General features: G+C 43.5%; 20 protein-coding genes. 7 read left to right on the forward strand and 13 right to left on the reverse strand.

Annotated features, from left to right (window positions below; genetic code table 11):
- Window positions 1-25: 25 nt before the first annotated feature.
- The 4 genes from yidC to AC1DU2_RS26040 form a co-directional block, all read right to left on the reverse strand.
- The gene (gene yidC, locus AC1DU2_RS26025) at window positions 26-1,846 is read right to left on the reverse strand and encodes a membrane protein insertase YidC (RefSeq protein ID WP_477388025.1); all 1,821 of its coding nucleotides are present in this window, start codon (window positions 1,844-1,846) and stop codon (window positions 26-28) included.
- Window positions 1,847-1,867: 21 nt separating this feature from the next.
- Window positions 1,868-3,478, reverse strand: a complete 1,611-nt coding sequence (locus AC1DU2_RS26030; RefSeq protein ID WP_477388027.1) for a CTP synthase — start codon at window positions 3,476-3,478, stop codon at window positions 1,868-1,870.
- Between the two features lie 200 nt (window positions 3,479-3,678).
- A complete protein-coding gene (locus AC1DU2_RS26035) occupies window positions 3,679-5,211 on the reverse strand; it encodes a response regulator (protein ID WP_477388029.1) in 1,533 nt (510 codons plus the stop codon).
- Between the two features lie 3 nt (window positions 5,212-5,214).
- Window positions 5,215-6,351 carry an FIST signal transduction protein gene (locus AC1DU2_RS26040; RefSeq protein ID WP_477388031.1) on the reverse strand — a complete coding sequence of 379 codons (1,137 nt, stop codon included), beginning with the start codon at window positions 6,349-6,351 and terminating at the stop codon, window positions 5,215-5,217.
- 413 nt (window positions 6,352-6,764) lie between these two features.
- Between AC1DU2_RS26040 and AC1DU2_RS26045 the strand changes: the two genes are divergently transcribed.
- The gene (locus tag AC1DU2_RS26045; RefSeq protein ID WP_477388033.1) at window positions 6,765-9,794 is read left to right on the forward strand and encodes a glycosyltransferase family 117 protein; all 3,030 of its coding nucleotides are present in this window, start codon (window positions 6,765-6,767) and stop codon (window positions 9,792-9,794) included.
- A gap of 121 nt (window positions 9,795-9,915) precedes the next feature.
- On the opposite strand, the gene kdsB is transcribed toward AC1DU2_RS26045, so the two are convergent.
- The 4 genes from kdsB to trpS all read right to left on the reverse strand — a co-directional run bounded on the left by kdsB (window position 9,916) and on the right by trpS (window position 13,049).
- Window positions 9,916-10,650: a 3-deoxy-manno-octulosonate cytidylyltransferase gene (gene kdsB, locus AC1DU2_RS26050; protein WP_477388035.1), complete on the reverse strand. Its 735-nt coding sequence runs from the start codon at window positions 10,648-10,650 to the stop codon at window positions 9,916-9,918.
- A gap of 2 nt (window positions 10,651-10,652) precedes the next feature.
- A complete protein-coding gene (locus tag AC1DU2_RS26055; RefSeq protein ID WP_477388037.1) occupies window positions 10,653-11,240 on the reverse strand; it encodes a hypothetical protein in 588 nt (195 codons plus the stop codon).
- A 22-nt stretch (window positions 11,241-11,262) separates the two neighbouring features.
- Complete coding sequence (locus AC1DU2_RS26060) at window positions 11,263-11,877, reverse strand: deoxynucleoside kinase (protein ID WP_090652037.1); 615 nt, start codon at window positions 11,875-11,877, stop codon at window positions 11,263-11,265.
- Window positions 11,878-12,053: 176 nt separating this feature from the next.
- Window positions 12,054-13,049 carry a tryptophan--tRNA ligase gene (gene trpS / locus AC1DU2_RS26065; RefSeq protein WP_274212672.1) on the reverse strand — a complete coding sequence of 332 codons (996 nt, stop codon included), beginning with the start codon at window positions 13,047-13,049 and terminating at the stop codon, window positions 12,054-12,056.
- Between the two features lie 159 nt (window positions 13,050-13,208).
- On the opposite strand from trpS, the gene AC1DU2_RS26070 reads away from it, so the two are divergent.
- The 6 genes from AC1DU2_RS26070 (at window position 13,209) to AC1DU2_RS26095 (ending at window position 18,311) form a co-directional block, all read left to right on the forward strand.
- Window positions 13,209-13,841, forward strand: a complete 633-nt coding sequence (locus AC1DU2_RS26070; RefSeq protein ID WP_477388039.1) for a lysophospholipid acyltransferase family protein — start codon at window positions 13,209-13,211, stop codon at window positions 13,839-13,841.
- A gap of 108 nt (window positions 13,842-13,949) precedes the next feature.
- Complete coding sequence (locus tag AC1DU2_RS26075) at window positions 13,950-14,681, forward strand: lysophospholipid acyltransferase family protein (RefSeq protein ID WP_477365990.1); 732 nt, start codon at window positions 13,950-13,952, stop codon at window positions 14,679-14,681.
- Complete coding sequence (gene gatC / locus AC1DU2_RS26080) at window positions 14,678-14,968, forward strand: Asp-tRNA(Asn)/Glu-tRNA(Gln) amidotransferase subunit GatC (RefSeq protein WP_477388041.1); 291 nt, start codon at window positions 14,678-14,680, stop codon at window positions 14,966-14,968. Before AC1DU2_RS26075 ends, gatC begins: the two co-directional genes overlap by 4 nt.
- 137 nt (window positions 14,969-15,105) lie before the next feature.
- Window positions 15,106-15,864, forward strand: coding sequence for an ABC transporter ATP-binding protein (locus AC1DU2_RS26085; protein ID WP_477365996.1), 759 nt, complete (start codon window positions 15,106-15,108; stop codon window positions 15,862-15,864).
- A gap of 365 nt (window positions 15,865-16,229) precedes the next feature.
- Window positions 16,230-17,594, forward strand: a complete 1,365-nt coding sequence (locus tag AC1DU2_RS26090; RefSeq protein WP_477365999.1) for an exonuclease domain-containing protein — start codon at window positions 16,230-16,232, stop codon at window positions 17,592-17,594.
- A gap of 180 nt (window positions 17,595-17,774) precedes the next feature.
- Entirely contained in the window at window positions 17,775-18,311 is a 537-nt protein-coding gene (locus tag AC1DU2_RS26095; protein WP_477366002.1) for a pyridoxamine 5'-phosphate oxidase family protein, read from the forward strand.
- Between the two features lie 118 nt (window positions 18,312-18,429).
- On the opposite strand, the gene AC1DU2_RS26100 is transcribed toward AC1DU2_RS26095, so the two are convergent.
- The 5 genes from AC1DU2_RS26100 to AC1DU2_RS26120 form a co-directional block, all read right to left on the reverse strand.
- Complete coding sequence (locus AC1DU2_RS26100; protein WP_477366005.1) at window positions 18,430-19,512, reverse strand: efflux RND transporter periplasmic adaptor subunit; 1,083 nt, start codon at window positions 19,510-19,512, stop codon at window positions 18,430-18,432.
- Window positions 19,513-19,516: 4 nt separating this feature from the next.
- Entirely contained in the window at window positions 19,517-22,771 is a 3,255-nt protein-coding gene (locus tag AC1DU2_RS26105; protein WP_477366008.1) for an efflux RND transporter permease subunit, read from the reverse strand.
- A 12-nt stretch (window positions 22,772-22,783) separates the two neighbouring features.
- Entirely contained in the window at window positions 22,784-24,175 is a 1,392-nt protein-coding gene (locus AC1DU2_RS26110) for a TolC family protein (protein WP_477388043.1), read from the reverse strand.
- A 162-nt stretch (window positions 24,176-24,337) separates the two neighbouring features.
- The gene (locus tag AC1DU2_RS26115; RefSeq protein ID WP_477366014.1) at window positions 24,338-24,733 is read right to left on the reverse strand and encodes a hypothetical protein; all 396 of its coding nucleotides are present in this window, start codon (window positions 24,731-24,733) and stop codon (window positions 24,338-24,340) included.
- Between the two features lie 166 nt (window positions 24,734-24,899).
- Window positions 24,900-26,891 (reverse strand): prolyl oligopeptidase family serine peptidase, encoded by a 1,992-nt coding sequence (locus tag AC1DU2_RS26120; protein WP_477388045.1) that lies wholly within the window; start codon window positions 26,889-26,891, stop codon window positions 24,900-24,902.
- Window positions 26,892-26,899: the final 8 nt, after the last annotated feature.

Consider the following 26,899-nt stretch of genomic DNA (forward strand, 5'->3'; position numbering starts at 1 on the left):
ATAGCTTAAATATTTCGTCCGAAGTTTATTTTTTAGCTTGTTGCTGATTTTTCATCATTTCTTCCATACGGGCCTGGAAACCTGATTTCTTTTTCTTTTCCTCGGGTTTCTTTTTGTTCTCCTGGATTTGGGCATGAATCTTTTTATCATCAACCATGAACTTAATCAGGTATTGCTGTAAAAAGGTAAGCATGTTGGCCAAAAAGTAGTAATAATTCAAACCTGATGGATAGCTATTCAGGGTGATCAGGAATATCAGCGGCGTAATGTAACCGATATATTTCATCTGCCCGGTAGCTCCCGAAATCTGGTTATTGAAATAAGTATAGATCAATGTAGAAATGGTCATCAGCAAACACATCAAACTGATGTGATCAACATTCATGATAGGCGCAAATTTAATTACCGAGTCATAAGTTGATAAATCGTGCATCCACAAAAAGCTTTGCCCGCGCAGCTCAAATAAGCTTGGGAAAAACTTAAAGAAGGCGATAACAATTGGCATCTGTATTACCAAAGGCAAACAGCCGCCCAATGGATTTACACCCGCTTTTTTATAAAGCTTCAGGTATTCCTGTTGTAAAAGCGTTGGGTTATCCTCCCCAACCTTAGTCTTTATCTCGTCMATTTCGGGCTTCAGCACACGCATTTTAGCCATAGACAGGTATGATTTGTAAGTAAGCGGCGATAATACCAGCTTAAGGGCAATTGTCAGTATCAAAATGATTAACCCATAATTCCAGTTAAACTGGTTCAGGAAGTTAAACAACGGCAATACCGCAAACTGATTGATGTATTTTAAAGGCCCCCAGCCCAGGTTAACCAGCTTCTGTAAATCAGCTCCCTGTGCTTTTAGCGTTGAGTAGCGGTTGGGGCCAAAATAAAACTCCAAAGGAACGCTACCATCGGCCGAGCGTGCCAAAGTTAAATCGGCCTTTAATTGCCTAACATCAGTGGTATCGGCCACATCAGTGGTAGCTGCAAGGCTTGATTTGCTTATGCCATTTTTAGCAATCAGCGCGTTTGAGAAAAAGTGTTGTTTAAAGGCAACCCAATTCATCTTTTTGTCGGCCACTTCTTTTTGATCGTCCTTATTTTCGTTCAGCCAATCAATAGTACCTTCGGTATTATAATAGTAAACAGTGGTATACTGGCGCTCCTGTTTCATATCCTTTTCCTGTTTGTGCAGGCTGGCTGCCCAGTTCAGGTTAAGGTTGCTGCTGTTGGCCATAACACCATCAAGGCCGGTTGGCTTAATGGTAAGGCCTAATTTAAAGCCGGTACCTTTTAAGCTATATACATAATCAATATACTGGGTTGGGCTGTAGCTTAAACGCAGGGTAATGGAAGCCGAATCTTTTTCGGCTACTTTTAAATCGGTTCCGCCTGGTGTAAAATAATACTCGTCGGTGTTGATGTTTTTAGCGCCAACGTTAAAGTTTAAGCCAAAATGATCTTTATCGCCACTGAACAATACCAGCGGCTTTTTATCAAAGGTTTTGTAGTTTTTTAACTCAACCGATGCTACTTTACCCCCCTTAGTATTCAGTTTAACTAATAACTCCTGGTTTTCTATGGTGATAAGTTTCTCGCTGCCTACAGATGCCGCGCCGAAGGGGCTTTTTAAAGTTGCAGAATCGGCAACGGTTTTAACCGCGGCTTTAGCAGTATCAAACTTAGCAGCTACCGGCGTATTGGCTTTATTGAACAAGCCTTTTTTTACTGAATCCTGGTGCTCTATCAGTCTGTTTTTCTTTAATTCGGCATCGCTCGGCTTTAAAAAATAAATTGAGCCGGCTATGATAGCCATAATCAGGAATAATCCTGTGAAAGTATTTTTATCCATTATATTGTATCGTACAATTACTTATTTCTTACGGGCATAAGCCAGTGAAGCGGCGACAAAGTTAATAAAAAGTGGGTGCGGATTCGCAACTGTTGATTTTAATTCGGGATGAAATTGCGCGCCCACAAAAAACGGGTGATTTTTCAACTCTACAACCTCTACCAAATTATTCTCGGGATTAATTCCTGAAGGGATTAAACCCGCGGCTTCGTACTGTTTTAAGTAGTTATTATTAAACTCATAACGGTGACGATGCCTTTCGGATATGCTGGTTTTGCCATATATACCAGCAGCCTTACTGTTCTTTTTCAATTCGCAGGCATAAGCTCCAAGTCGCATGGTGCCACCTTTGTTGGTGATTGTTTTCTGATCTTCCATCATACCAATAACAGGGTGCTTGGTTTCGGGGTTCATCTCGGTACTGTTGGCATTTTCAAGCCCCAACACGTTACGGCCAAACTCTACTACCGCGCATTGCATGCCCAAACAAATACCAAAGAAAGGTATATTATTTTCGCGAACATAGCGGATAGCCTCAATTTTACCTTCAAAACCGCGTTCGCCAAAACCAGGGGCAACCAGTACACCGTGCATGCCTTTAAGCTTTTCAATAGCGTTTTCGGGCGTCAGGCTTTCTGATGGTATATATTCAACCCTTACCTTACACTCTTTGGCAGCGCCCGCGTGGATGAACGCTTCGGTGATAGATTTATAGGCATCCGGCAATTCTACATATTTGCCTACCAGGGCAATGCGTACATCGGCCGTAGGGTTTTTTAAGCGGCCCAGGAAATCTTTCCAATTTTCGAGGCTTGGCTCATTTTTGTGCGATAGTTTTAATTTGGTAAGTACAGTTTTATCCAGTTGCTCTTTCAGCATCAATAAAGGCACATCGTAAATGGTTGATGCATCGATAGATTCAATAACCGCGTTGATATTCACGTTACAGAAAAGCGCGATTTTTTTACGGATATCCATATTCAGGTGATGCTCGGTACGGCAAACCAAAATATCCGGCTGAATACCGTATTCAAGCAACATTTTTACCGAGTGCTGCGTTGGTTTTGTTTTCAATTCGCCTGCTGCAGCAAGGAAAGGAACCAAAGTAAGATGGATAACCAATGAGTTACCAGAGCCTATCTCCCACCTAAACTGGCGTACAGCCTCGATATAAGGTAAAGATTCGATGTCACCCACAGTACCACCCAGTTCGGTAATCACGATATCGTAATCGCCGCTTTCGCCAAGGATGCGAAAATTGCGCTTAATTTCGTCGGTAATGTGCGGTACTACTTGTACAGTTTTACCTAAAAAAGCACCCTCGCGCTCTTTATTGATCACATTTTGATAAATGCGGCCGGTAGTAATGTTATTGGCTTTTGACGTTGGGGTATTTAAAAAGCGTTCGTAATGACCAAGATCTAAATCTGTTTCGGCACCATCCTCGGTTACATAGCATTCGCCATGCTCGTAAGGGTTTAACGTTCCCGGATCGATATTGATATAGGGGTCAAACTTTTGGATTGTGACACGATAACCGCGCGATTGAAGTAATTTGGCTAATGAGGCTGAGATAATACCTTTCCCTAAAGACGAGGTAACGCCACCCGTAACAAAAATATATTTAGTCATGATTTTTTTGAAAAATGGCTGCGGTTTTATGCCKAAACCAAATGTTTGTGTACGGGATACAAAAGTAAGAAAATTTTCAGGCTTTGGCGTACTTGTTGAGAAAAAAACGGTCGGACCACGGTGCTTAGTAAGCACCAGTATTTATAACATTTTATAATTGAGATAATTACAAAATAAACAAAGTAATGAAATGACAGTAGCTAAACTATTGTCTTATTCCTGCTATACAAAGCTATTTTGCGGTGAAGCTCGTTAGGATTAAATGGCTTGCTCACATAATCATTCATCCCTACTGTAAATGCCATATCCTGTATATCCAGCATGGCCGAAGCGGTAAGGGCTATAATGGGCAGGTTTTTATACTTCTCGCCCGCTAAGTTACGTATTGCCTTGGTGGTTTGGTAGCCGTCCATTTCGGGCATCTGTAAATCCATCAGCACCATATCGTAATCACGGGTTTGTACCAGCATCAATGCAATTTCGCCATTCTCGGCCACATCACACTCTACATCCCATTGCTTCATAAAATGCTTGGCCAGTATTACGTTAATCTGGTTATCCTCGGCAATGAGCAACCTGGTCCCTTTCAAACTTTTTAAGGCGTAAAACTCATCGCTGTCAGATGTACTGCTTAAGTGTCTTTTGCTTTTTTTAAACGCCAGGCTAAAGCTAAAAACAGACCCTACGCCAAATTCGCTTTTCAATTTTATATCGGTACCCATTAATTGCAAAAGGCGTTTTGTAATGGTTAGACCTAAGCCTGTGCCTCCGTATTTGCGGGTAGTATCGGTGCTGGCCTGGCTAAAGCTATCAAAAATATGGTCAATTTTATCGGGCATAATTCCTATGCCTGTATCAGCAACTTCAAAATCAATGATTGATTTATCGCCATCGTTACCGGCCATTGTAGCTGTAATGGTAACCTTTCCTTTTTCGGTAAATTTAACAGCATTGCTTATCAAATTGGTTAAAATCTGTCCTAACCGCACCGGATCGCCTATAATAGCGTTTGGCAGGTCATGATCCATCATTAGTTTTATCTGGATGTTTTTTTCATTTGCCTTTTGTAAAAGAGATAAACGGGTGTTTTTTATCAAATCGATAATACTAAAATCAACGTGTTCAAATTCAATTTTACCTGCCTCTATCTTACTAAAATCCAATATATCATTAATAAGCACCAATAGGTTCTCGGCCGAAAACTTTAAAAACCCCAAAAACTCTTTCTGCTCGGGCTTAGGGTCCTGGTGAATGAGCAAGTGCGTAAAGCCTATTACGGCGTTCATTGGTGTACGTATTTCATGGCTCATGATACTCAGAAACTGAGCTTTGGCCATGGCCGCTTTTTCGGCAAGTTCTTTTGACTGAATAAGCTCTACCTCAAGCTCCTTGGCCTTGGCTATACGTTCCTGCAAAAAGCTGATGATATGGATAAGGTCATCGTCCGAGTCGGAAATTTTCAGTTCAACATCGGGGTTAAGCGCTTTTATGGCTTCCTTTAACTGTGTTATCGATCTTTTTTTGATCTCGTTTTGTTGTTTAAGATCGTCTGTTGCGGCCAGGTATTCGCGTTCGCTAATGTTAAAGGCATGATCGGCAAGCTTTATTGATTTGTCGAAGTTTTTAAAACTATTATCTACAGCACTCAAAAACTGCAAAATGGCCTCATCCTGCAGGTATCGGGCCGGCAGCATTTTTCTTATTTGCTTAGCTAACAGGTAATGGTAGTCCATAAATTAGTTCTCGGTAAAAGTGGTAATGGTCATGGTTTGGTTGTGCAGTTCGCAATTTGAGCCTTTGTTTAGTGGCGATAGCTCACCATAGGAGTAAAAGCCGGCAATAACCGTTTTATCGCCAAAAATTTCTTTAGCGGCCATCAATTCCTCGTCGGTACGTTCGTTAAGCACCAGTTTACGGCCTACACAACTCACCATAATAGCCAGATTTGTAGCTGCGATCCTATCCGAGGCATCTGTTGCCGCCGTTGATGATGCATCTATCAGCTTATCAAAATTGGCTTTCATCAGCCGCACATGGCTTCCTTCGGGCAGGTTGCCGGCAAAGGTCATGGATTTTTCCTGCTCATTTACACTCAAAATTGTACGCACCAGCCTTTTATCAGAGCCGGCTATGCTTAATGACAATGGAAACAATAAGGCCGACCCCGGTAATTCTTTTACATATTCGCCAAGATACTCCTTGTATAAGTCAAGCGCACTTTTATTATCAATCTCGAACAACACGTTTTTATCCGACCGGGTAATGGTACGTTGCGGGCCAAACTCGTCCCATCCTCCGCTTGAGCCGTGGCTGATAACTAAATCAGCGCCATAAAAACCTATAGCTGTTACATTACCTTGCGCGGGTATACTATTAAGGCTGGTAAAAGTGCTGTTAAACCTGGCTGCATCGCCTGCCAGGCCACCTGTTACCGGTATATTATCCAGGTTATCGCTGTTAAAACCAGCCACCAGGTCGCTGCCGTTAATAAACGTACCATCGGAAATAATGAACACGCATTTCAAGCCATTTTTATCCAGCTGCGACATCAGGTAGGCGCCGGTTTCAAAGCTGCTGGCCTGGCTGCTTACATGGGTTGTAGCACAACTTATGCTCGATTTTTCAAACTCGATGGCAGTAACTACTATGCTATCGTCATAAACCTCGTTGTCCAATATCTCGCCCGAAGTTGAAGAAAAAACAATATCGGCGATAGGATATTTTATTTTCAGATGCTCATATACTTCAGGCGCCGTAATTAGCTCCGCCGCGCCAAATACAAGCACAAGCTGGCATTTTGCTGAGTTAATTGCATTATCGGGGTTGAAATCGATCCACTTATTATTGATAAAATGATGCTGTGCGGTTTTCATAACTGAAAAGGTTTATCCTGGAGTATTTTTTGTAATTTAAACAAAAGAAAGAGCAATAACGGCCAAACCATTGAAAATTTGAACGATTTACTAAAAAGATACAATTCCTTAATTGTTGATTATTATGTTGCTTTCTTAATGGTTAACTAACCGGTTTATCCCGCTGTTGTTCAGGGTGCTTAATAAATCGGCTTATATGCTTTTACGTTTTATATTCAATAATGTTAATTTTTTTTGTTGCTATTGTCACAGCATTACGTAGCCGTATCGACTGCTACCTACCCACTCAAAATCAATAAGTTAAATTTTGTTAAAAGATGTTAAGCAGATGTTAATGCCCATGGCCTTCTGATATTTTACTTCGAAATTGTACCGCATTAACGTATGATAAAACAATTACAACCTTATTAATAATGCAGTACAACAAAATCAACAATCTGCTGGGCTGGCTTTGCCTGGTAATTGCCCTTGCAACCTACATTTTAACCCTCGAGCCATCAGTTAGCTTTTGGGATTGTGGCGAATTTATAGCCTGCGCTTATCGTCTGCAGGTATCGCATCAGCCGGGCTATCCTATGTTTGCCATGCTGGGCAAAGTATTTTCGCTGTTATCCATGGGCGACAATACCAAAGTACCCTATTTTACCAACCTCGGTTCGGCCCTTGCAAGCGCTGCCACGGTGATGTTTTTGTTCTGGACAATTACCGCGCTGGCCAAAAAGCTGCTTATCGCAAAAGGTGAAACAATCACATCATCACAGCTGATTGCGATAATGGGGGCCGGCCTGGTTGGTTCATTAGCGTTTGCTTATACGGATACCTTTTGGTTTTCGGCGGTGGAGACTATTGTATTCGCCCTGTCCTCGCTATGTACCGCTGTAGTATTCTGGGCCATTTTAAAATGGGATGCCCATGCGGATGAGCGCGGTGCCGATAAATGGATAGTTTTAATAGCATATGTTATGGGCCTGTCTATCGGCATCCACCTGCTTAACCTGTTAACCATTCCTGCCATTACCATGGTGTATTATTTCCGCAGGTATAAAAACCCGACTATAAAAAGCGGCATCGTTGTATTTTTGCTCAGCATTGTATTACTTGGTTTGGTGCAGTATGGTATCAGGGAATACACTATAAAATTCGCGGCTTACTCCGACCTGTTTTTCGTAAACTCCCTGGGCCTGGGTTTTGGCAGTGGTGCCATGTGTTTTGTAATGTTGATTGTAGCTTCATTAGCTTTGGGTATCTGGTACAGCATCCGTCATAAAAAACCCGCGCTAAACGTGGCGTTGATTTGCCTGGCCTTTATTTACTTTGGCTACGGCTCATTTTTTTATATCCCTATCAGGGCTACGGCCAATACCGATCTGAATAACTCGCACCCGGACAATGCCTTTACACTTAACGATTATCTTGGCCGCATCCAATATGGCGAAACACCATTGCTTTACGGCCCGTACTTTGATGCCAAACTTACCGACCAGCGGGAGGGTAAAAACCTGTGCCGCAAAGGGGCCGAACGGTACGAAGTAAGCGGCAAAAAGCTCATCAATACGTATGATCATAACACCATCATGCCGCGCATGCACAGCACCCAGGGCGATCCACAATATGCTCAAAATGTGCAGTTTTACAAACAATGGCTACAGTTAGCCGACGGGCAAAGCCCTACCTTTGCCGATAACATGAAGTGGATGTTAAGCTGGCAAATGTACCAGATGTACTGGCGCTACTTTTTATGGAATTTTGTTGGCCGCTACAATGATACCGACGGTCAAACCAGCACGGCATCTATTGATGGCAACTGGACATCGGGCTGGTTTGATGGCAGCAAACACCTGCCCAAATCGGTAACCAGTTCCAATACCTACACTCCTTTATACGCCTTGCCTTTAATTGTTGGCTTATTAGGTATGGCCTACCACATTAAGCGCAAAAAAGCCGACGCCATGGTTATTGGCCTGCTGTGGTTTTTTACGGGCCTGGCTATTGTACTCTACGTTAACCAGGCCAATATTCAGCCCCGCGAACGCGATTACTCTTACGTGGGCTCCTTTTACGCCTTTGCCATTTGGATAGGTATGGGCGTGCTGGCTATTAATGATTTTATAAGGCATAAAGTAAACGCCAAGGGTGCGGCTTTTGCTTCAGTGGCTGTTTGCTTGCTTGTTGCGCCTGTTTTAATGGCCAGGCAGGAATGGGGCGATCATGACCGGTCTACCAAGATGACGCCGCATGATATGGCTTATAATTTCCTGATCTCGTGCCCCAAAAATGCCATCCTGTTTACCAATGGCGATAATGACACCTATTCCCTTTGGTACGACCAGGAGGTTGAAGGCGTGAGGCCCGATGTGCGCATAGTTTGCACCAGCCTGTTTAGCGGCGATTGGTACATCCGCCAGATGCAAAAGCCTATGAACCAATCGGCCCCGCTGCCCATAACCATGCCTTTTGATAAATACAAACAGGGTGTACGCGATTTTATGGCTTATAACGATGCCAAAATACCCGGTTCGGTTGATGTAAAAGAGGTATTTGATTTCATAACATCGGATGATGAGCGCACCAAAGTGCAATACCAAAGCGGCGAAAGCATGAACTACCTGCCCACCAAAAACTTTAAACTAAAGGTTGACCCCGACCAGCTTGTAAAAAACGGCGTGGTAACCCCACAGCAAAAGTATAAGTTAACCAATAGTATGGAGTGGCAACTCAAAGGCGATTATATTTATAAAGATAAACTGGCCATGATTGACCTGCTGGCACATAACGACTGGAAACGGCCGGTATGTTTCACGATAGGTGTAGCTTCGGAATACATGATGGGAATGGAACCTTATCTTTACAAAGAAGGCTTCGCCTATCATCTCATCCCTTTTAAGGCCGATACCACGGTGCACGACCAATTGGGTAAGGTAAACAGCCTGGTGATGTACAATAACGTAATGAACAAGTTTAAATACGGCAATTTTAAACATGCCCGCTACCTTGACGATGTAAGCAAAACCGAGTTTTACCCATTCATGGAAACCACCTTTCATGACCTTGCCCAGGGTCTGATTAAGGACGGCCGCAGTGATCTGGCCCTAAATGCGTTGCATAAATTTGACCAGGAAATGCCCGATATTAACCCCAATATTGATACCGCCCACCGTAAGCTGCTATTGGCCCAATTGGCCTATAAACTTAACGATAAAGAGCTGGCCAACCGCTACGCCAAAGGGATAGGTAATTACCTTACCGATCAGCTTGCCTATAATTACACCCTACTAAAAGATAAACCCGAGGCCCTTAACGTTGGCGAAGTACAATTTCAGCTGTATGTATTGAACGGATTGGCAGAAACCACCAAAGCATACAACGAAACCGGGCTGCATAAACAATTCCAGGATGAGTTAAATGATTACGGGAATAAGTTTGCGGTGCTGGAGAACAGGTAATTAAAAGAACTGAAAGCGGAAAGGCCTAACGCTAAGGGCTTAGCTGCCCACCATATGCAAGTGAACGAAACTTACGAAGTTTTAAAAACTTCGTAAGTTTTCCGTCTGCCTAGCTATATATTTATTTGAACAAATTCAATTTTTCCAAATCAGCCGGTACATCCACTGCATGGGTTTCCAGCTCTGTTTCGGCAACTTTTATGCGGTAGCCATTCTCAATCCAACGCAGCTGTTCAAGGCTTTCGGCTTTCTCGAGGCCCGAGATGGGGAGTTTTGTAATTTGCTGCAACACATCTGCCCGGTAGCCATAAATGCCTATGTGTTTATAGTAAGTATAAAACTCCAGCCAGTTATCCGGCTCCTGTGCGCGAATATGCGGCAACGTAGCTCTTGAAAAATATATGGCTTCTGATAATTTATTGATAACCACCTTAGGCGAATTGTAGTTAAACAACTCTTCCCTGGTTAGAATCTTTTTTATCAGCGTAGCTATTTGAGTACCGGGATCATTAAAGCAAGCTGCGAGCTTAGTAATTTGTTCAGGGTCGATATAGGGTTCATCGCCCTGGATATTGATGATCACATCATATTCAGGATGTAAGGAGGCAACTTCGGCACAGCGATCGGTACCGCTTTGATGGTAGTCGGCTGTCATAACCGCGACTCCTCCAAAGGCTTGTACATGGTCAAATATGCGGCTATCATCGGTAGCCACTATTACCTCGGCAACATCAACGCATTTCTTAGCCTGCTCACACACCCTTTGAATCATGCTTTTACCGGCAATGTCAACTAATGGCTTTCCCGGAAAACGGGATGACGCGTAACGGGCGGGGATAATACCGAGGATTTTCATTTTTAAATTGTATTAGGTACTATTGGCTCTGCATATTTATAATATTCAAAACCCTCCCACGAAAAATCTATACTTGGATCAACGCCTATTTTATCAGGATAAATATCACATTGATATTCCTGCATATTATGAATGTGAAGACAAGAGCCATTCGGAAAATATTCGAAACGGTATATCTCTAATCCTTCCCTATTAAAATAGCTTTTTTCAATGTTGGTGTTAACAGGTAAGTTGGTTAAACTATCATAATATGTATCCTGAATACATATTAAGTTGTCGTGAGGTGAATCGGCTACCCAAACTCGTTTTCTAATCAACGCACCTCCTTTATAGTCTAAATATTCTCTAATTGTATGGTTTCGGATTGTATGTTCTTTTATAAAACACGTATCGGAAGTACCAACTAAAAGCGATGGAATTTCATCTAAAGAAGAAATGTAATACGAAATTCCAACTAATATCCCCTCGGAGAAATGCTCATTTTTTATTTTTCTATCACCTTCAAATATTTCAACATGATAAATACTCTCCTTTGAAATATCCTGAATTTCATTCCATGATTCATCAAAATATTTACGAACAATAGCCATGTTAAACAGACAAATTTAAAGTCTAAAACAACCCATTAATTTCCCGCTCGATCAACTGAACTATGGTAGCCATATCTTCGGTATTATTGGCGAAATCGAGGTTGTCTTTATCGAGGATCAGCAATTTGCCCAGTTTATAGTTTTTGATCCATTTATCGTACTTCTCGTTCAGTTTTGAAAGGTAATCCAGGCGGATGCCTATTTCATACTCGCGGCCGCGGCGCTGTATGTTGCTTACCAGCGTGGGCACTGATGCTTTAAGGTAAACCAGCAAATCGGGCGGCTTTATAAACTCGGTAATATTCTCAAATATCGATTCGTAGTTTTGATAGTCGCGGGTGGTCATCAGCCCCATATCATGCAGGTTTTCGGCAAATATGTAGGCGTCCTCATAAATGGTACGGTCCTGCAAAATATTGCGGCCGGTTTTCTGAATATCGATAATCTGGCGGTAACGGCTGTTCAGAAAATAAATTTGCAGGTTAAAGCTCCAGCGTTTCATGTCGCTGTAAAAATCTTCCAGGTAGGGATTATTGTCTACGGCTTCAAAAAGTGGTTCCCAGCCGTAGTTATGGGCCAGCATTTCAGTCAGCGTGGTTTTACCGGCGCCAATATTTCCTACAATAGCTATGTGCATGCGATGTCAATGAGTTTTGTCTGAACCGTAATTTGTCGAATTTACAGAATTACTTGAATTTTAAAAGGCTCAATACTTTATTATTTCAACTTTTAAATGTCAAAAAAGCCCTCAAAGGGCTTCTGTTATAAATTCCGGAAATTCCTTAATTCGTTTAATTCCGGTTCAGATGATTTTTAAAATTTCTTAAATCCTATAATTTCCCGTACTTCCCTGATGGTTTTTGAGGCGCTTGCGCGGGCTTTTTCTTCGCCCATGGCGGCCACTTTTCTTAAATAATCGGCATCGCCCGCAATAGCGTTTATCCGCTCGCGGATGGGCGCTGTAGCAATGATCATATCCTCGGTAAGCTGTTTTTTAAGATCACCGTAACGGATAGCCATTTTATTATACAAATCGTCAAAATGGGCAACGGTATCCGCAGATGATACTACCTTCATCAAATCAAACAGGTTTTGAATTTCCTGGGGTTTGGTTTGGTTTTCGGTTGTTGGCCCGCCATCGGTAACGGCACGCATTACCTTCTTTTTGATGGCTTCCGGGGTATCACAAAGGAAAATGGCATTGCCCTCCCCTTCTGACTTGCCCATTTTACCTTTACCATCAAGCCCCGGAATTTTCACCAGGTTGCTGCTGTAATTAAAGGCGTAAGGCTCGGGAAAATAATCGTGGTTGTACAGCCGGTTAAAGCGGTTGCCAAAGGTACGGGCCATTTCCAGGTGTTGTTCCTGATCCTTACCAACAGGCACTTTGGTGGCTTTATGGATAATGATATCCGCCGCCATTAATACCGGGTAGGTAAGCAGGCCCGCGTTCACATTATCGGGGTTGGCGCGCACTTTGTCTTTAAATGATGTAGCGCGTTCCAGTTCGCCCAGGTAGGCGTTCATGTTTAAATATAAATATAGCTCGCTAATCTCGGGCACATCTGACTGTACGTAGATAGTAGCCTTTTCAGGGTCGATACCCGCGGCAAGGTACTCCACCAAAACCTGTTTTACATTACTATGTAAATCGGCAGGTGTTGGATGCGTGGTTAACGAATGCAGATCGGCAATAAAAAAAAAGCAGTTATATTCATTCTGCATTTTTATAAAGTTCTGCAAAGCCCCGTAATAGTTTCCTAAGTGCAAATTTCCGGTCGAACGGATGCCACTAACAACAGTTTCCATAGGTGGCGAAAGTAAGGAATTTTTCTATTTTTGATGGCGATGAAAATGATATTGAAAAAAGTGCACATCTATTTATATGTATTGAGTGTAGCGCTATCCTACTTTTTATTATGGCCTTTTTTTAAATATTTTTCTAAAAAACCCTCCCGGTACCATAGCATGAACAAACTGCGCCGGGCCTGGGGGTTCATCAGTTCGGCGCTGGTGGGTATATTGTATAATTTTGAGTATGAGGAGCCTGTTGATTGGAGCAAACCGTATATCATATGCCCAAACCATACCTCTAACCTCGATATTTCGGCCATGTGCATTCTCGTAAACAGCAATTGCAGCTTTATGGGCAAGCAGGAACTGGAGGACGGCCTGGTAACCGGCATTTTCTTCCGCTCGGTTGATATCGCTGTTAACCGCGAAAGTAAAATGTCGTCTTTCCGGGCTTTTAAAAAAGCCTCCGAAAAGTTGAAGGAAGGCGTTTCGCTGGTTATTTTTCCCGAAGGGATGATCTCAGATCATTATCCGCCTAAATTATGTGAATTTAAAAGCGGGCCGTTCCGCCTGGCTATTGAACATAAAATACCCATCATCCCGGTAACATCTGTAAACACCTGGCAAATACTTTGGGATACCGGCACCAAATATGGCAGCAGGCCGGGTATTTGCCATTTTTACGTTCATAAACCCATAGATACCAGCAACCTTACCATTGCAGATGCAGATACCCTGCGCGATGACGTTTACACCATCATCCAACAAAAGCTGGCCGCATCCGAAAAGCTACAAACAATTGCATAAAATTTATTGAGACCTGCAAATGAAGTTAACGTGAAAATTTTAGCTTTAAGGTTTTCGCATGAAGCATTAAGCTTTCTGAAACCAGTATTTTTTTTACATTTGGGGAACATGAAATTAACACTGAAAAGGATCCATACCAATTTTTACAGGTATAGCATAGCCGTCTTTTTCACCCTTTGTTACCCGGTTTTATATATACTCAGGCAAAAAACCAGCCGGTACCGGTACATTAACCAAATGCGGCGACTTATTATTTTTTTGAGTTCGAGCATTTCGGGAATTTTTTACAGCGCCACTTTTGAAGAGCCGCTGGATTGGAAAAAAACTTACGTAATATGCGGTAACCACACATCAAACCTTGATGTATCGGCCATAAATACCATACTCAAAAACAATATTTGTTTTATGGGGAAAGAAGAATTGCTGAACAATTATGTACTTGGCTATTTTTTTAAGACTATTGACGTTACGGTTAACAGGGAAAGTAAAATGTCATCATTCCGTGCTTTTAAAACTGCGGCCGAACGAATTAAGAACGGGGTGAGCGTAGTAATTTTCCCCGAAGCCACTATCCCGAAAGATTATCCACCCGAATTGCATAGTTTTAAGAATGGCCCATTCAGGCTGGCTATTGAAATGAAAGTGCCCATTTTACCTATATCATCCCTTGATACCTGGAAAGTGCTTTGGGATACCGGCAAAGAATATGGCAGCAGACCCGGAATTTGTAATATATTTGTACATAAACCCATTGAAACGGCCCATTTAACACTGGATGATGCCGATGCATTGCGTGACCAAGTATTTGATATGATTAATAAAAAACTGCAAACTGCATGACCATAGATAAAGAAACAGTTGAAAAAGTTGCCCACCTGGCCCGTTTAGAACTAAGCGAGACCGAAAAGCAGGACATGATACAGGATATGAGCAAGATTCTTGATTTTATGGCCAAACTAAACGAACTGGATACCACCGGCGTTGAACCCCTGGTTTACATGACCGACGGCGCCAACGTACTGCGCAACGACGTGGTAAAACAACAGGTAACCCACGAAGAAGCGCTCGAAAACGCCCCTAAGCACGATAAAGACTACTTTTTGGTGGCTAAGGTGATTGAGAAGTAAGTCAAAAGTAAAAATTCAAAAGTGCCTGTTTGATGGCTTGTTTTGATAACATTCAGGCTTTTGACTTTTTAATTTTGAATTTTGAATTTCTATTGTAACATTCCGTACCTATCAGCAGTCCAAATAAAAAAACATTCATGGAGCCATTAAAAGACAAGCCTTTAATTACCATAAACGAAATTGGACGTAAGTACGTGATAGGTAGCGAGGTGATCCACGCGCTTAAATCGGTATCGTTAACCATAAATAAAGGCGAATTTGTGGCTTTGATGGGACCATCGGGTTCGGGCAAATCAACGCTGATGAATATTTTGGGTTGCCTGGATACACCAACCAAGGGTGTGTACATCCTGAACGGAATAAACGTAAGCCATATGAGTGATAACGAGCTGGCAGAAGTGCGTAACTCCGAAATCGGTTTCGTTTTTCAAACTTTTAACTTATTGCCCCGTAACACCGCCCTTGATAACGTTGCCCTGCCTTTGATTTATGCAGGCATCAGCAAAGAAAAACGTACCGAGCGCGCCAATGCCGCTCTTAAAAATGTTGGTTTGGAGAACAGGGTTGATCATAAACCCAACGAGCTTTCGGGTGGGCAACGCCAGCGTGTGGCCGTGGCCCGGGCGCTTATTAACAATCCTTCTATCATATTAGCCGATGAGCCTACCGGTAACCTTGATACCAAAACATCCATAGAAATTATGGGACTGTTGGAAGACATTCACGCCAAAGGCAATACCATTATACTGGTAACCCACGAAGAAGATATTGCCATGCATGCACACCGTATAGTACGTATGCGCGACGGCCTGATTGAAAAAGATTACCAAAACGAACATATCCAAAAAGTTGACAGAAGACTTGCTGTGGAAAACTCGGAAATGGATGCGCACTAATACCGGGGCAAATGCATCTAACTGGGTTAACATAACTTAACACATTTCGAGTTAAATGTTTACAAATAACTTATAATCAATGTTTTATATTTAATCATGGTTAACACTAAAATGAGCTCAATTTAGGCGCATCCAAATACGTGTGCCTGTTGCTGGCCAATATTCACCCTTTCGGTAGCTGGATCATTTAGCCAGGATCAGCCAATAAAAACAAGGTGTAGCTTGATGCTTAAATCGCTCATTCCATTAGCTATTTTGATTTTCAAAACTTTCGATCTTCTTAACTTTTCGTCTTACTGACTTTCGGACTAAGAAAAATAAAAATAACACTAAAATAATTAGCAAACTTGTATTACATTTGAAATATGTATGCAATTGTTGATATCGAGACTACCGGGGGGCATGCCAGCGCCAATGGCATTACAGAAATTGCCATATGCATACATGATGGTAAAAAAGTTGTAAAACGCTTTCAAACCCTGGTTAACCCGCAACGCGAAATACCCATATATATCAGCGCCTTAACAGGTATTACCAACGAGATGGTGCAAAGCGCCCCTCCCTTTGAGGATGTAGCGGCTGATATTTATCATTTGATACACGGCAAAATATTTGTAGCGCATAACGTAAACTTCGATTATTCATTTGTACGCTACCACCTTGCCGCCGCCGGATACGATTTACAGTTGAACAAACTTTGTACCGTACGCCTGGGCCGCAAGATATTGCCCGGTCTGCCGTCATACAGCCTTGGCCGCCTTTGCCGCCATTTAGGCATCGGTAACGAAGCCCGCCACCGTGCCGCCGGCGATGCCGAAGCCACGGCCGAATTATTTACGCTGTTAATAAGCAGCGATACCGAAGGACATATTAAACAGGCACTTAAGCAAAATTCAAAAGAACAGGTATTGCCCGCCAACTTACCTAAAAAGGATGTGGAGCAATTGCCATACTCGCCGGGCGTATATTATTTTCATGATCAAAAAGGGAAAGTGATTTATGTTGGCAAAGCCAAAAACATCAAGAAACGGGTAAGCAGCCATTTTACCGGCAATAACCCGGGTTTGCAACGGCAGGAATTTTTACGCAATATTCACCAGGTAAGCTACCAGGTTTGCGGCACCGAGCTGATTGCCTTTGTACTGGAAGCCATCGAAATTAAACGCTTGTGGCCAAAATACAACCGGTCGTTAAAACGCTTTGAAAACGCCTATTGCCTGTATGCCTTTGAGGATCAGCGCGGCTATACCAGGCTGGCGGTTGATAAACGCCGCAAATTCAGTGATGTTATTTATACCTGCAACTCATTGCTGGATGGCTATAATCTGCTTAATAAACTGATAGAAGCTTTTGGACTATGCCCCAAACTTTGCTTTATACAAACCAACACGGCCGCATGTACCGGCGCCGCCGGCAGCCAGTGCGCCTGCGAAGGTGTTGAATCTGTAGAGGACTACAACCAAAAGGTTAATAACGCTATTAACCAGCTGAAACTTGCCCTGCCTACCTACGCCATCCGCGATGAAGGCCGTACCGGCGATGAACATAGCTGTATTTTGGTGGAGAAAGGCCAGTTTTACGGAATGGGCTACATCTCGCACTATTTTGATGCAAATAACGTGCAACAGCTCAAAAACTACCTGACCCCCTACCCGGGCAATGACTATATCAAAAACATCGTATCCAGCTATGCCACACGGTATCCTGATAGGATGGTGGTGTTTGCATAAGATTACAAATCTGCCTGGCGCAGAAACTTGCGAAGTTTCAAAAACTTCGAGTTTACTATTTAGTCTTACTACTTGATACTAACTACTTACTACTGTTTTTATCCTAAAAGTTAATTTTATTAACACAATAAAGATGTTGATTGGTTATTCTATAACATTTACCAACAAAAACTTTAAATAATGGATAGCATTAATCAACAACAACCAGAAGATAATTATCAGGATCTTGGCGGACCAGAGGCCATAGCCAAATTAAAAGCCATGGTTGACAGCGCTAAAAGCTGCTTCTTTTTAACCAATATTAAAACCGGCATCCCGGCAAATGTTCGCCCGATGTCTGTTCAACAAGTGGATGACGAGGGCAACCTCTGGTTTCTGAGTGCCAATGACAGCCACAAGAATGAAGATCTGTCGAAAGACCCTATGGTCCATCTTTTATTCCAGGGATCTGCACATTCCGACTTCCTGAATGTTTATGGTATAGCCACCGTGAGTGAAGACAAGGAAAAAATTAAAGAGCTTTGGGAACCAATACTAAAAGTTTGGTTCACCGATGGCATTGACGATCCGCGCATTTCGGTAATAAAGGTTGAGCCTACCGAAAGCTACTACTGGGACAACAAGCATGGCAACGCCATCGCTTTTGTAAAAATGCTGGCCGGCGCGGCTATAGGCAAAACCTTCGATGATTCGATTGAGGGCAAAATAAACGTATAACTACTTTTAAGTGGAGAGAGATGTCCTTAATGGACAAAAGCCATGCAGATAAAGTTCTGCATGGCTTTTTTAAACATTACGAAGTTTCAGAAACCGGGTAAGGTTTCATGAGCAACTATCAATTTATCGCATCTCCTTGTCGCATCTCGTCGCTGGCATGTTTTACAATTGTATCGCCGGCCTTTAAATTACCGAATACTTCGGTCGAGTCGTTCCGGGAAAGCCCTTCTTTAACATCCTGTAATTGGGCCTTGCCTCCTTTTACCACAATCACATATTCGTGTTCTGTCGACCGGACAATGGCCTGGTTAGGCACCAGTAATGATTTGGCGCCCGATAGCATCGGGATATGTACCTCGGCATACATGCCTGGTTTTAAGTTGCCGTTTTTGTTCTCAATATCAATCTCAATGGCTTCAGACCGCATACTGCCCAACGCATTTGCCGACCGGCTGATCCTGGCTGTTTGCTGTGTACCGGGCATAGAATTGTAGGTAAAATTTACCTGCCTGGTCAAATCTACCTTGTCTACATAATCCTCAGGGATAAAAACCTCTAAACGCAATTTACTGATATCCTGCAGGATTAACATTGGCTGGTCTGTTCCTTTACCCGGCGAAACCAGCGCACCCGGCGACACATTACGCTGAACAATCATTCCGTCAAACGGTGCGCGGATATTCAAATAATCCTGCATAGTACGTACCGATACCACGTTGGATTGTTCTGATCTTGCCATGGCTTCATCGGCCCTCATTTTAGCCGACGCGTTATCCAGGTCGAGCGGCGATACCGAGCCGGGTTCTTTAGCGGCCTCTTTTAACCGCTGGTATTTTTCTTTACTGGCAACGGCATTTTCCTGCGCTTGCAGATACCTTGAATTGGCTGCCTGCAATTGCGATTCCATTTCGGGCGCTTCAAGGCTGACCAGTAATTGTCCCTTTTTTACAATGGTACCCCTATCTACGTACATACTTTTCACGAAGCCATTTACCTTCGGGAAAATATTTACTTCGTTGTAAGGCTTAAGCTGGCCGGGCAGGCGGGCGTTACTTGACAAGGCTTTCTCTGTCACAATACCTGTTTCGATGCCCGCTTTACTTTTTGCAGCCGGGGCCGAAATATCTACAGGCTTTTGATTGCCACCGCATGCGGCAAATAGGCTTACGACTGCTATTAATATAATTGATTGAAATTTCATGATTTTAAACTATGGAGGTTTTTGGTTCTGTTATTTTAGCTGATTGTTCGTCGGTTTCACCAGGCATCAGCGAAGGCGATAAAAAATCTGTTTTTTGCTGTACCCACGCAAATACCTGTGGTAAAATGAATAGGGCCGCAAGTGTTGATGCAAACAAACCACCAATAACCGCACGCCCTAAAGGTGCCGACTGCTCGCCTGCCTCGCCCATGCCCGAAGCCATGGGGATCATACCGGCAATCATAGCCAGGCTGGTCATCAGGATGGGACGTAACCGGATGGATGCGCTGGTTATAGCCGCTTTTGTGGCATCTTTATAATCAATCCGCAATTTTTCGGCATTGGTTACAATCAAAATGGCATTGGCCACGGATACCCCCGTGGACATGATCATCCCCATATACGATTGGAGGTTTAAGGTTGACCCGGTAAGCAGCAACATCAGCAGCGATCCTAAAATAACCGCCGGCACTGTTGATAGTACAGCAAGCGATACTTTAAAAGACTGATAGTTGGCAGCCAACAATAAAAAGATAACTACAATGGCAAGCATTAGCCCGTTTTGTAAACTGCCCAATGTATCTGTTAACAGGGTCGACATTCCTCCCATGGTGGCAATCAATCCTTTTGGCGGCGCGCCTACCGAGTTCAGCGCTTTTTGCACATCTGTAGTGGCAGTACCCAAATCGGTTTTATAAATATTAGCGCTGATAGTCAAAAACCGCCTTGGCCCGGCCCTGTCGTACTCGCCGGGAACATAGGTTGTGGTAAATGTTGCTATATCGCTTAAAACCGGGCTGCTTTGCCCTCTTACCAGCGGCACCTCTTTCAGCTGATCCAGGGTGTTCATTACATACTCGGGAATTTGTACCTGTACCTGGTATGTATAGGCACCTTTTTCATCAAGCCACAAGTTTTTATCAGTAAAGCGGCTGGATGATGTACTTGCTGTAACCGAGCGGGCAATATCTTTAATATTCAGCCCTAACTGCGCAGCTTTTAACCTATCCAAAGCAATTTTTATTACCGGGAACTTTAAAGGCTGCTCTATCTGTACATCGCGTAAATAACTGATATTCTTCAGCTTGGTTACTACCTTATTGGCGTAACCTTCAATCTGCTGCATATCCTTGCCGGCCACCTGTACTTCAATAGGCGACGAGGCACCCTGGCTCATGATCTTTTCGGTCATATCTATCGGCTCAAAGGTTATTTGCAGTTCGGGAAGTTTATAATGGATGTTTTTGCGCAGCGCATCTTTTAGTTCATCCATATTTACCTTGTACTTTTCATCAAGATTTACCTGCAATACGGCTTCCTGGGTACCCGTATTAAAAATATAAAGGTTACTGGTACCGTAGCTGCTTGGTATTAGCCCCACGTATCCTGATGTAATTTCTACATGGTTATTTACCGTTTGATTGATAACCTGCAATACCTGTTTAAAAGCATCCTCGGTACGCTCCAACCGGGTACCGTCCGGCTCTTTCAGCCTGATCTGGAACTGCCCGTTATTAATTTTGGGCATCATGTCCTTACCAATAAAAACAAAGCATAATCCCGCTAAAATGATAACCACGCCTAAATAAACAGATACGATAAGTCGCTTTCGGGGCATAGAATTATTGAGGGCATTAATGAGCCAGAGTTTTACTCTTTCAAACAGGTCGTTGTTTTCGGGGTGCTCCTGCTCGTGTTCCAGGTGTTTTTCAACCTGTTTTTGTTCCTTGTCATCCAACGATTCACCCGCATGGGCGTGTACTTTGCCGTGGTGATAGTGTTGATAGCGTTCGGCTTTGATGAGCCAGTTACTCAATATCGGCACACCTGTTTGGGCGAGGATGTACGATACGATCATGGTTAAACCTATTGACAAAGAAAGTGGTAAAAACATAGCCTTAGGTACGCCCGACATCATGAATGATGGCGCGAATACCGCCAGGATACACAACAATATCAGCAGCAGCGGGAACGAGATCTCTTCGCATGCATCATAAATTGCCTGTTTTTTTGATTTACCCATTTCCAGGTGCTGATGGATATTTTCGATGGTTACCGTGGCCTGGTCTACCAGGATGCCGATCGCCAGGGCCAGCCCGCTCAGCGTCATAATGTTGATGGTTTGCCCAAACAGGCTCAATAACAACACCCCTATCAGGATAGAGACCGGGATGGTTATTACTACAATAAGGCTGCTTCGCCAATCGCGCAAAAACAGCAGTACCATTAAGCCGGTAAGCAGGGCTCCCAGCCCGCCCTCGGTCATTAAACTTTTAACCGCGTTAACCACAAATACCGATTGATCAAAGGCGTAGCTCACCTTTACATCATCGGGCAGCAGGCTTTGCATTTCGGGCAGTTTACTTTTAAGGGTCTGTACTACCGTCCAGGTAGAAGCATCGGCTGTTTTTACCACCGGGATATAAACCGAACGCTTGCCGTTAATTAGCGCATAATCAACCGTAACGTCTGCTGCATCAGCAACACGGGCCACATCCTTTATAAATATGGGTACACCGTTTTGCGTTTTTACGGGTATATCGCCAAAATTATCCGGGCTTTTAATCAGCGAGTTCATGGTGGTTAAAAACATCGTGTTATCTAACCGGAGGTTACCCGAGGGCGACATAACATTAAATTTAGATAATGCTTCAACCACCTCATCGGGTGTTAAATTATAACTGCGCAACTTATCGGGATCAACACTCACAGTTATCGACCGCGCGTTTGCCCCAAACGGCGGCGGTGCCGAAAGCCCCGGTATAGTTGCAAACATGGGCCGGATTTTGGTAGCAGCCAGGTCATAAATATCTTTTAAGCTACGCGTAGGACTGGAAAAAACCAGCTGACCAACCGGTAATGAGGACGCATCAAACCGGATTACCTGCGGCGGCAATGCCCCCGGCGGAAAAAAAGCGGTTGCCCTGTTTACCTGCAAAGCCACCTGGGCTGATGCTTCGGCCATGTTGGTAGTTTCATAAAACGAGAGTTTGATGAGGGTTAAACCTTGTATATTTTTACTCGTGATGCTTTTTATCCCGTTTACATACAGAAACTGATCTTGCAAGCGGGTGGAGAAAAACCCCTCCATTTGCTGTGGCGACATGCCGCCGTACGATTCAATTACATATATAGTAGGCAGGTTTAACTGCGGAAAAATATCGATAGGTATTTTTATTGCACTAAGCACTGCAAAAAGCAAAAGGCTCATAGTGATAACCACCGTGGTAATAGGCCTTTTTAGTGCGGATGTGACCATTGACATATTAACTTATTTTAAAAGGTTTAAAACTGCGTTTACCTGGTTATCGGTAACCGCTTTTTGGAACAACGCGCTTGAATAGCTGTATTTTGCCTGTGCAAAATCGGTTTCGGCGCGGTAAAGGATATTGAGCGCCGCGTTTAATTCGATGATATCTGTAAGGCCGTTTTTATAAAGCGACAATTTTTGCCGGTATCCGTCATTAGCAGCCCTCAACTGGTGCGGAATTTCCTGTAAGCGCTGGCGGGCGGTTTCCAGCTCCACATCGGCCTGGTTGGCGTTAACTGCAAGCATTTGCTTTTGCTCCTGTAGCTTGCGAGCGTTATAGCTGGTTTCGGCCTTTTGGGTGCGGAGTTTTAATTGCTTGCGGCGCAAGTCGAACAAATTATAGCTGATACCAACGCCTACCAGGTAATTGTTCCGGTCGAAACCCCAACCCGTGGATAGGCTATTAAAGTGGTCATTGGCATCAACGCTTGATCCCCTGCCCCACACGGCACCCTCTAACATAATTTTAGGATTATAGCTTTTTTTAACCAAATTTTCCCGCTGCAGACTATTTTGATATACCGACCGGTAATAATTGATAATCGGGTGGTTAACGGTATCCTGCTCAATTGGCTGCAATGCGGCAGGCTGATCTATCAATGCGGTTTCGGCAGCGGTATCGGGCACGATAGATTGATATGGCAAGCCACTTACTGCCGAAAGCTGTAATTGCACCTGTTTTACCTGGTTGGCCAGTTCGATGTAGTTTAACCTGGCTTTGGATAGTTCGGCTTCGGCTATACTGGTATCTACCCCTGCCCTTACACCGCTTTTGGCCAATGATTGTACAGACCGCCGGATCTCGACATTACGCTGGATGTTTCTTGACTGGATATCCAAAAAGTTTTGCAGCCTCATCAGCAGTAAATAATTGCCGATGGCGTAAGCCTGTAATTGATATTTTGAGTTGGCAAACTGGCTTTGTTGCACCCGGATATCGGAATTAGCCACTTTATTTTGGGCATCATAAGCGCCAAAATTATATACTTCCCAATCCAGGGCGGCTACACCTACATTGGCAGATACCGCGGTGGTGTTACTTTGCGTACGCACTCCCCGCGAATCGGACGGTATGATCCCAAAACCAAAATAGGGCCCGGCTACGTTATTATTTGTGCCAATATCGGCCTGGTAATTAAGCTTTAAATTGGGCAGCCAATTGCTGCGCGTTTCGGCTGCCTGCGCCTGGCGGATGCCTATTGCAGCCGAATCTGTTATCAGCGCCGGCGCGTTGGCGTTTACCTGGCTCAGCAGGGCTTTAAGGCCGATAGGTTTTATATTTTGTTGTGCAAAAGTATTCAGGCTGATGAGTAGTGCCATCAGTATGAATACACTTCTTGTTATGATTTGCATATAAGTTTCCTGGAATTTGATGTACCGGTACAACACGCCGGGCAGAAAACTATGTAAACACAACATAGCAAACCTGGCTAATACCGGTAATTGATTTAACTAAATTTAAATGAATGCCTTAAGCAGGATAGCTTAGGCAGATGCCCGTAACAGGCCATCACATCAAATACGGAAGGAACAAAAAGAAAGGTATGAATACCGGTAATCACTAAACAGAACACGGAAAAGCAGTTGCCAATGGGGTCGTATTCTCCAGATCTGTAAGGCAAAGAAAAGCACGATAAAGCTGGCGACAACCGCTTTCAGGAGGTCGATTACCGATTTTTTATCACTTATCACTACCTTATCTGTACGCTGAATAAAATTCCAATGCACCGCATTTAGCGTTAAATTACCGGAGTTTCTTTTAAAAATAGAATTGTGCCCAGAAGCTGGCTGGTTGCCTTGTTCAGTGAGTTTGGGAAGCAAAAAAATATGTGAAACAGCTATAAAGATATACCAGGCCGCCACAAGCAGCACCTTTAAATCTTTAACTACACCATTTTTTTCAGGCAACATCGTAACGGTATTCTTTTGGATGCAAACATCAAAATAAAAAATATGTTTTTCTGCAAAAGTATTGTTGCAATTGAGCCGGCGAGAGCAATCTTCATGAATTCAACATAAACCGAACTAAACAAAATTCATAAATATTTACCAATGCTCTCAATAAAAAACTCCCCCTTCAGGGGGTTGGGGGGCCTTTTAAATATTTATCATACCAATCAATATAGCGCTGTAGCCTATCCACCTGGTAGCTTGGCACGGTAATACCATGAAACTGACCGGGGTAAAGTACCATTTGGGTAGGCACACCCTGCGATTTAAGGGCCTGGTACATCTGCTCACCGCCGCTGGTTGGTACATTAAAATCCTTCAGGCCCGACATAAACTGCGTTGGTGTTTTGATTTTGTCTGCATGGAAAAACGGATACGATAACTTGATATATTTTTCGGGATTTTTCCAGGGAGCACCCAGTTCGTTATCATATTGCACCACCCATTGGTCGCTGCCGTAAATGCCCAGTTGCATAGCGCTGCCCGCCCCGCTGGATGCTGCTTTAAAGCGCGGATCGGTTGCTATTGTGTAATCGGTCAAAATGCCACCGTAGCTCCAGCCGCCTATACCTAACCGGTCACGGTCGGCTATGCCAAATTTCACCAGTTCGTCTACAGCCCCTAATAAATCCTGAACTTCTTTATTACCCCAATCAGCATAAATAGCTTTGGTATATTCCAGCCCACGGCCTGCGCTGCCCCGGTAATTAACTGCGGCGACTGCATATCCTGCCGAAGCTAAAGTTTGGCGGATCATATCAAACTCAAACTCGTCCTGGTCAGTTGGGCCGCCGTGAATATACAGGATGAATGGTAGTTTTTTATTTACTACACTATCGGGGGTATATAAAATTCCCGACACCAGCGTGCCATCGGCACTAAAAGATTGAAAACCTTTTACATAAGCCAATTTTACACTGCTTAGCCACTTATCCTGATGAAAGGTGAGTCTTCTAATCTTCCCATTTTCGATAGCAACAAGTTCATGAGGCATATAGGGCGTGGTCATTTTAGCAATCCACACGCCGGGCATTGCACCAATAACGTTTTCAAAACTGCACTCGGCACCTCTATATACGGTGGTTGATTTGCGGAGCAATAAGTTGTATTGAGCCACATACCTGGTGCGGTCGTTGCTAACCAGGTAGCCAATATTTTTGCTATCGCGGCTCCAGGCCACATTGCTTACGGGCCTGTCCAGTGCTTCGGTAAGTACACGGTTATTTTTTCCGTCGGCATCCATCATACACAACAAATCGTGCTGGTAAATATAATAATCGGCATCACTTGTCGATCTCAGGTAGGCAATATGCTTACCATCGGGGCTCCAAAGCGGCTGAATATCGTGACCGGTAAAAGTAGTCAGCTGCTTAATCTCGCCATCGTCTTTGGCCTCAACCGTAAAAATATCCAAATTTTCGTTCCTATCCGGATCATTGGTATGATTGCTTACAAAAGCTATGTATTTGCCATCGGGGCTCCACACCGGCGATTGATCGTCCCTGTCGCCGGTCGTCAATGTATCTACCTTTTTACTCTCCATATCATACAGGTACAAATGCGTGTGCCGGTGCTGCAGGTACCCGTCAATGTCTTGCTTAAAATGATAGCGGTCTATTTTTATGGGTGGGATTGTTTTTGGTTCCTTACCATCATATTCAGGATCTTTAATTACCAGTGCCAATTTTTTATTATCCGGCGACCATGCATAATCTTCCAGGTCGCCCTTTTTTAAATCTGTCAATTTATGCCCCTCGCCTCCCCTGCGGTCCATCAGCCAAACCTGGCCGCCGTTTTTTGAGTCGCGCTCTGATACGAATGACAAAAATTTGCCATCCGTTGTCCACCTTGGCGAAGAAGCCGGTTCGGAGCCGTAAGTGAGCTGAATAGACTGCTTGCCATCAACGCTTTGCATCCACAAATGCGACACCCGGTTATCCTTTGCCGTATCCACATCCGAAACGCTATAAGCCAGCCACTTACCATCGGGCGATAATTGCGGATCGGCAAGAGTGGGAATATTATTTACGTCAGACGGTTTTAAAGGGCGTTTTGTCGTTTGTGCCATAACGCCCGTAAAAGCGAATGCAGCGACAAACATTAGTACATTTTTATTCATAGCAATGA

This window comes from Mucilaginibacter sp. P4_C11, from assembly GCF_056402115.1.

Coding starts and splice junctions, on each gene's coding strand:
- AC1DU2_RS26105 (WP_477366008.1), bottom strand. CDS start 22,771: ATGGTCACATCCGCACTAAAAAGGCCTATTACCACGGTGGTTATCACT.
- AC1DU2_RS26075 (WP_477365990.1), top strand. CDS start 13,950: ATGAAATTAACACTGAAAAGGATCCATACCAATTTTTACAGGTATAGC.
- AC1DU2_RS26090 (WP_477365999.1), top strand. CDS start 16,230: ATGTATGCAATTGTTGATATCGAGACTACCGGGGGGCATGCCAGCGCC.
- AC1DU2_RS26110 (WP_477388043.1), bottom strand. CDS start 24,175: ATGCAAATCATAACAAGAAGTGTATTCATACTGATGGCACTACTCATC.
- AC1DU2_RS26060 (WP_090652037.1), bottom strand. CDS start 11,877: ATGCACATAGCTATTGTAGGAAATATTGGCGCCGGTAAAACCACGCTG.
- AC1DU2_RS26070 (WP_477388039.1), top strand. CDS start 13,209: ATGAACAAACTGCGCCGGGCCTGGGGGTTCATCAGTTCGGCGCTGGTG.
- gatC (WP_477388041.1), top strand. CDS start 14,678: ATGACCATAGATAAAGAAACAGTTGAAAAAGTTGCCCACCTGGCCCGT.
- AC1DU2_RS26035 (WP_477388029.1), bottom strand. CDS start 5,211: ATGGACTACCATTACCTGTTAGCTAAGCAAATAAGAAAAATGCTGCCG.
- AC1DU2_RS26115 (WP_477366014.1), bottom strand. CDS start 24,733: ATGTTGCCTGAAAAAAATGGTGTAGTTAAAGATTTAAAGGTGCTGCTT.
- trpS (WP_274212672.1), bottom strand. CDS start 13,049: ATGGAAACTGTTGTTAGTGGCATCCGTTCGACCGGAAATTTGCACTTA.
- AC1DU2_RS26085 (WP_477365996.1), top strand. CDS start 15,106: ATGGAGCCATTAAAAGACAAGCCTTTAATTACCATAAACGAAATTGGA.
- AC1DU2_RS26095 (WP_477366002.1), top strand. CDS start 17,775: ATGGATAGCATTAATCAACAACAACCAGAAGATAATTATCAGGATCTT.
- AC1DU2_RS26055 (WP_477388037.1), bottom strand. CDS start 11,240: ATGGCTATTGTTCGTAAATATTTTGATGAATCATGGAATGAAATTCAG.
- kdsB (WP_477388035.1), bottom strand. CDS start 10,650: ATGAAAATCCTCGGTATTATCCCCGCCCGTTACGCGTCATCCCGTTTT.
- AC1DU2_RS26120 (WP_477388045.1), bottom strand. CDS start 26,891: ATGAATAAAAATGTACTAATGTTTGTCGCTGCATTCGCTTTTACGGGC.
- AC1DU2_RS26045 (WP_477388033.1), top strand. CDS start 6,765: ATGCAGTACAACAAAATCAACAATCTGCTGGGCTGGCTTTGCCTGGTA.
- AC1DU2_RS26040 (WP_477388031.1), bottom strand. CDS start 6,351: ATGAAAACCGCACAGCATCATTTTATCAATAATAAGTGGATCGATTTC.
- AC1DU2_RS26030 (WP_477388027.1), bottom strand. CDS start 3,478: ATGACTAAATATATTTTTGTTACGGGTGGCGTTACCTCGTCTTTAGGG.
- AC1DU2_RS26100 (WP_477366005.1), bottom strand. CDS start 19,512: ATGAAATTTCAATCAATTATATTAATAGCAGTCGTAAGCCTATTTGCC.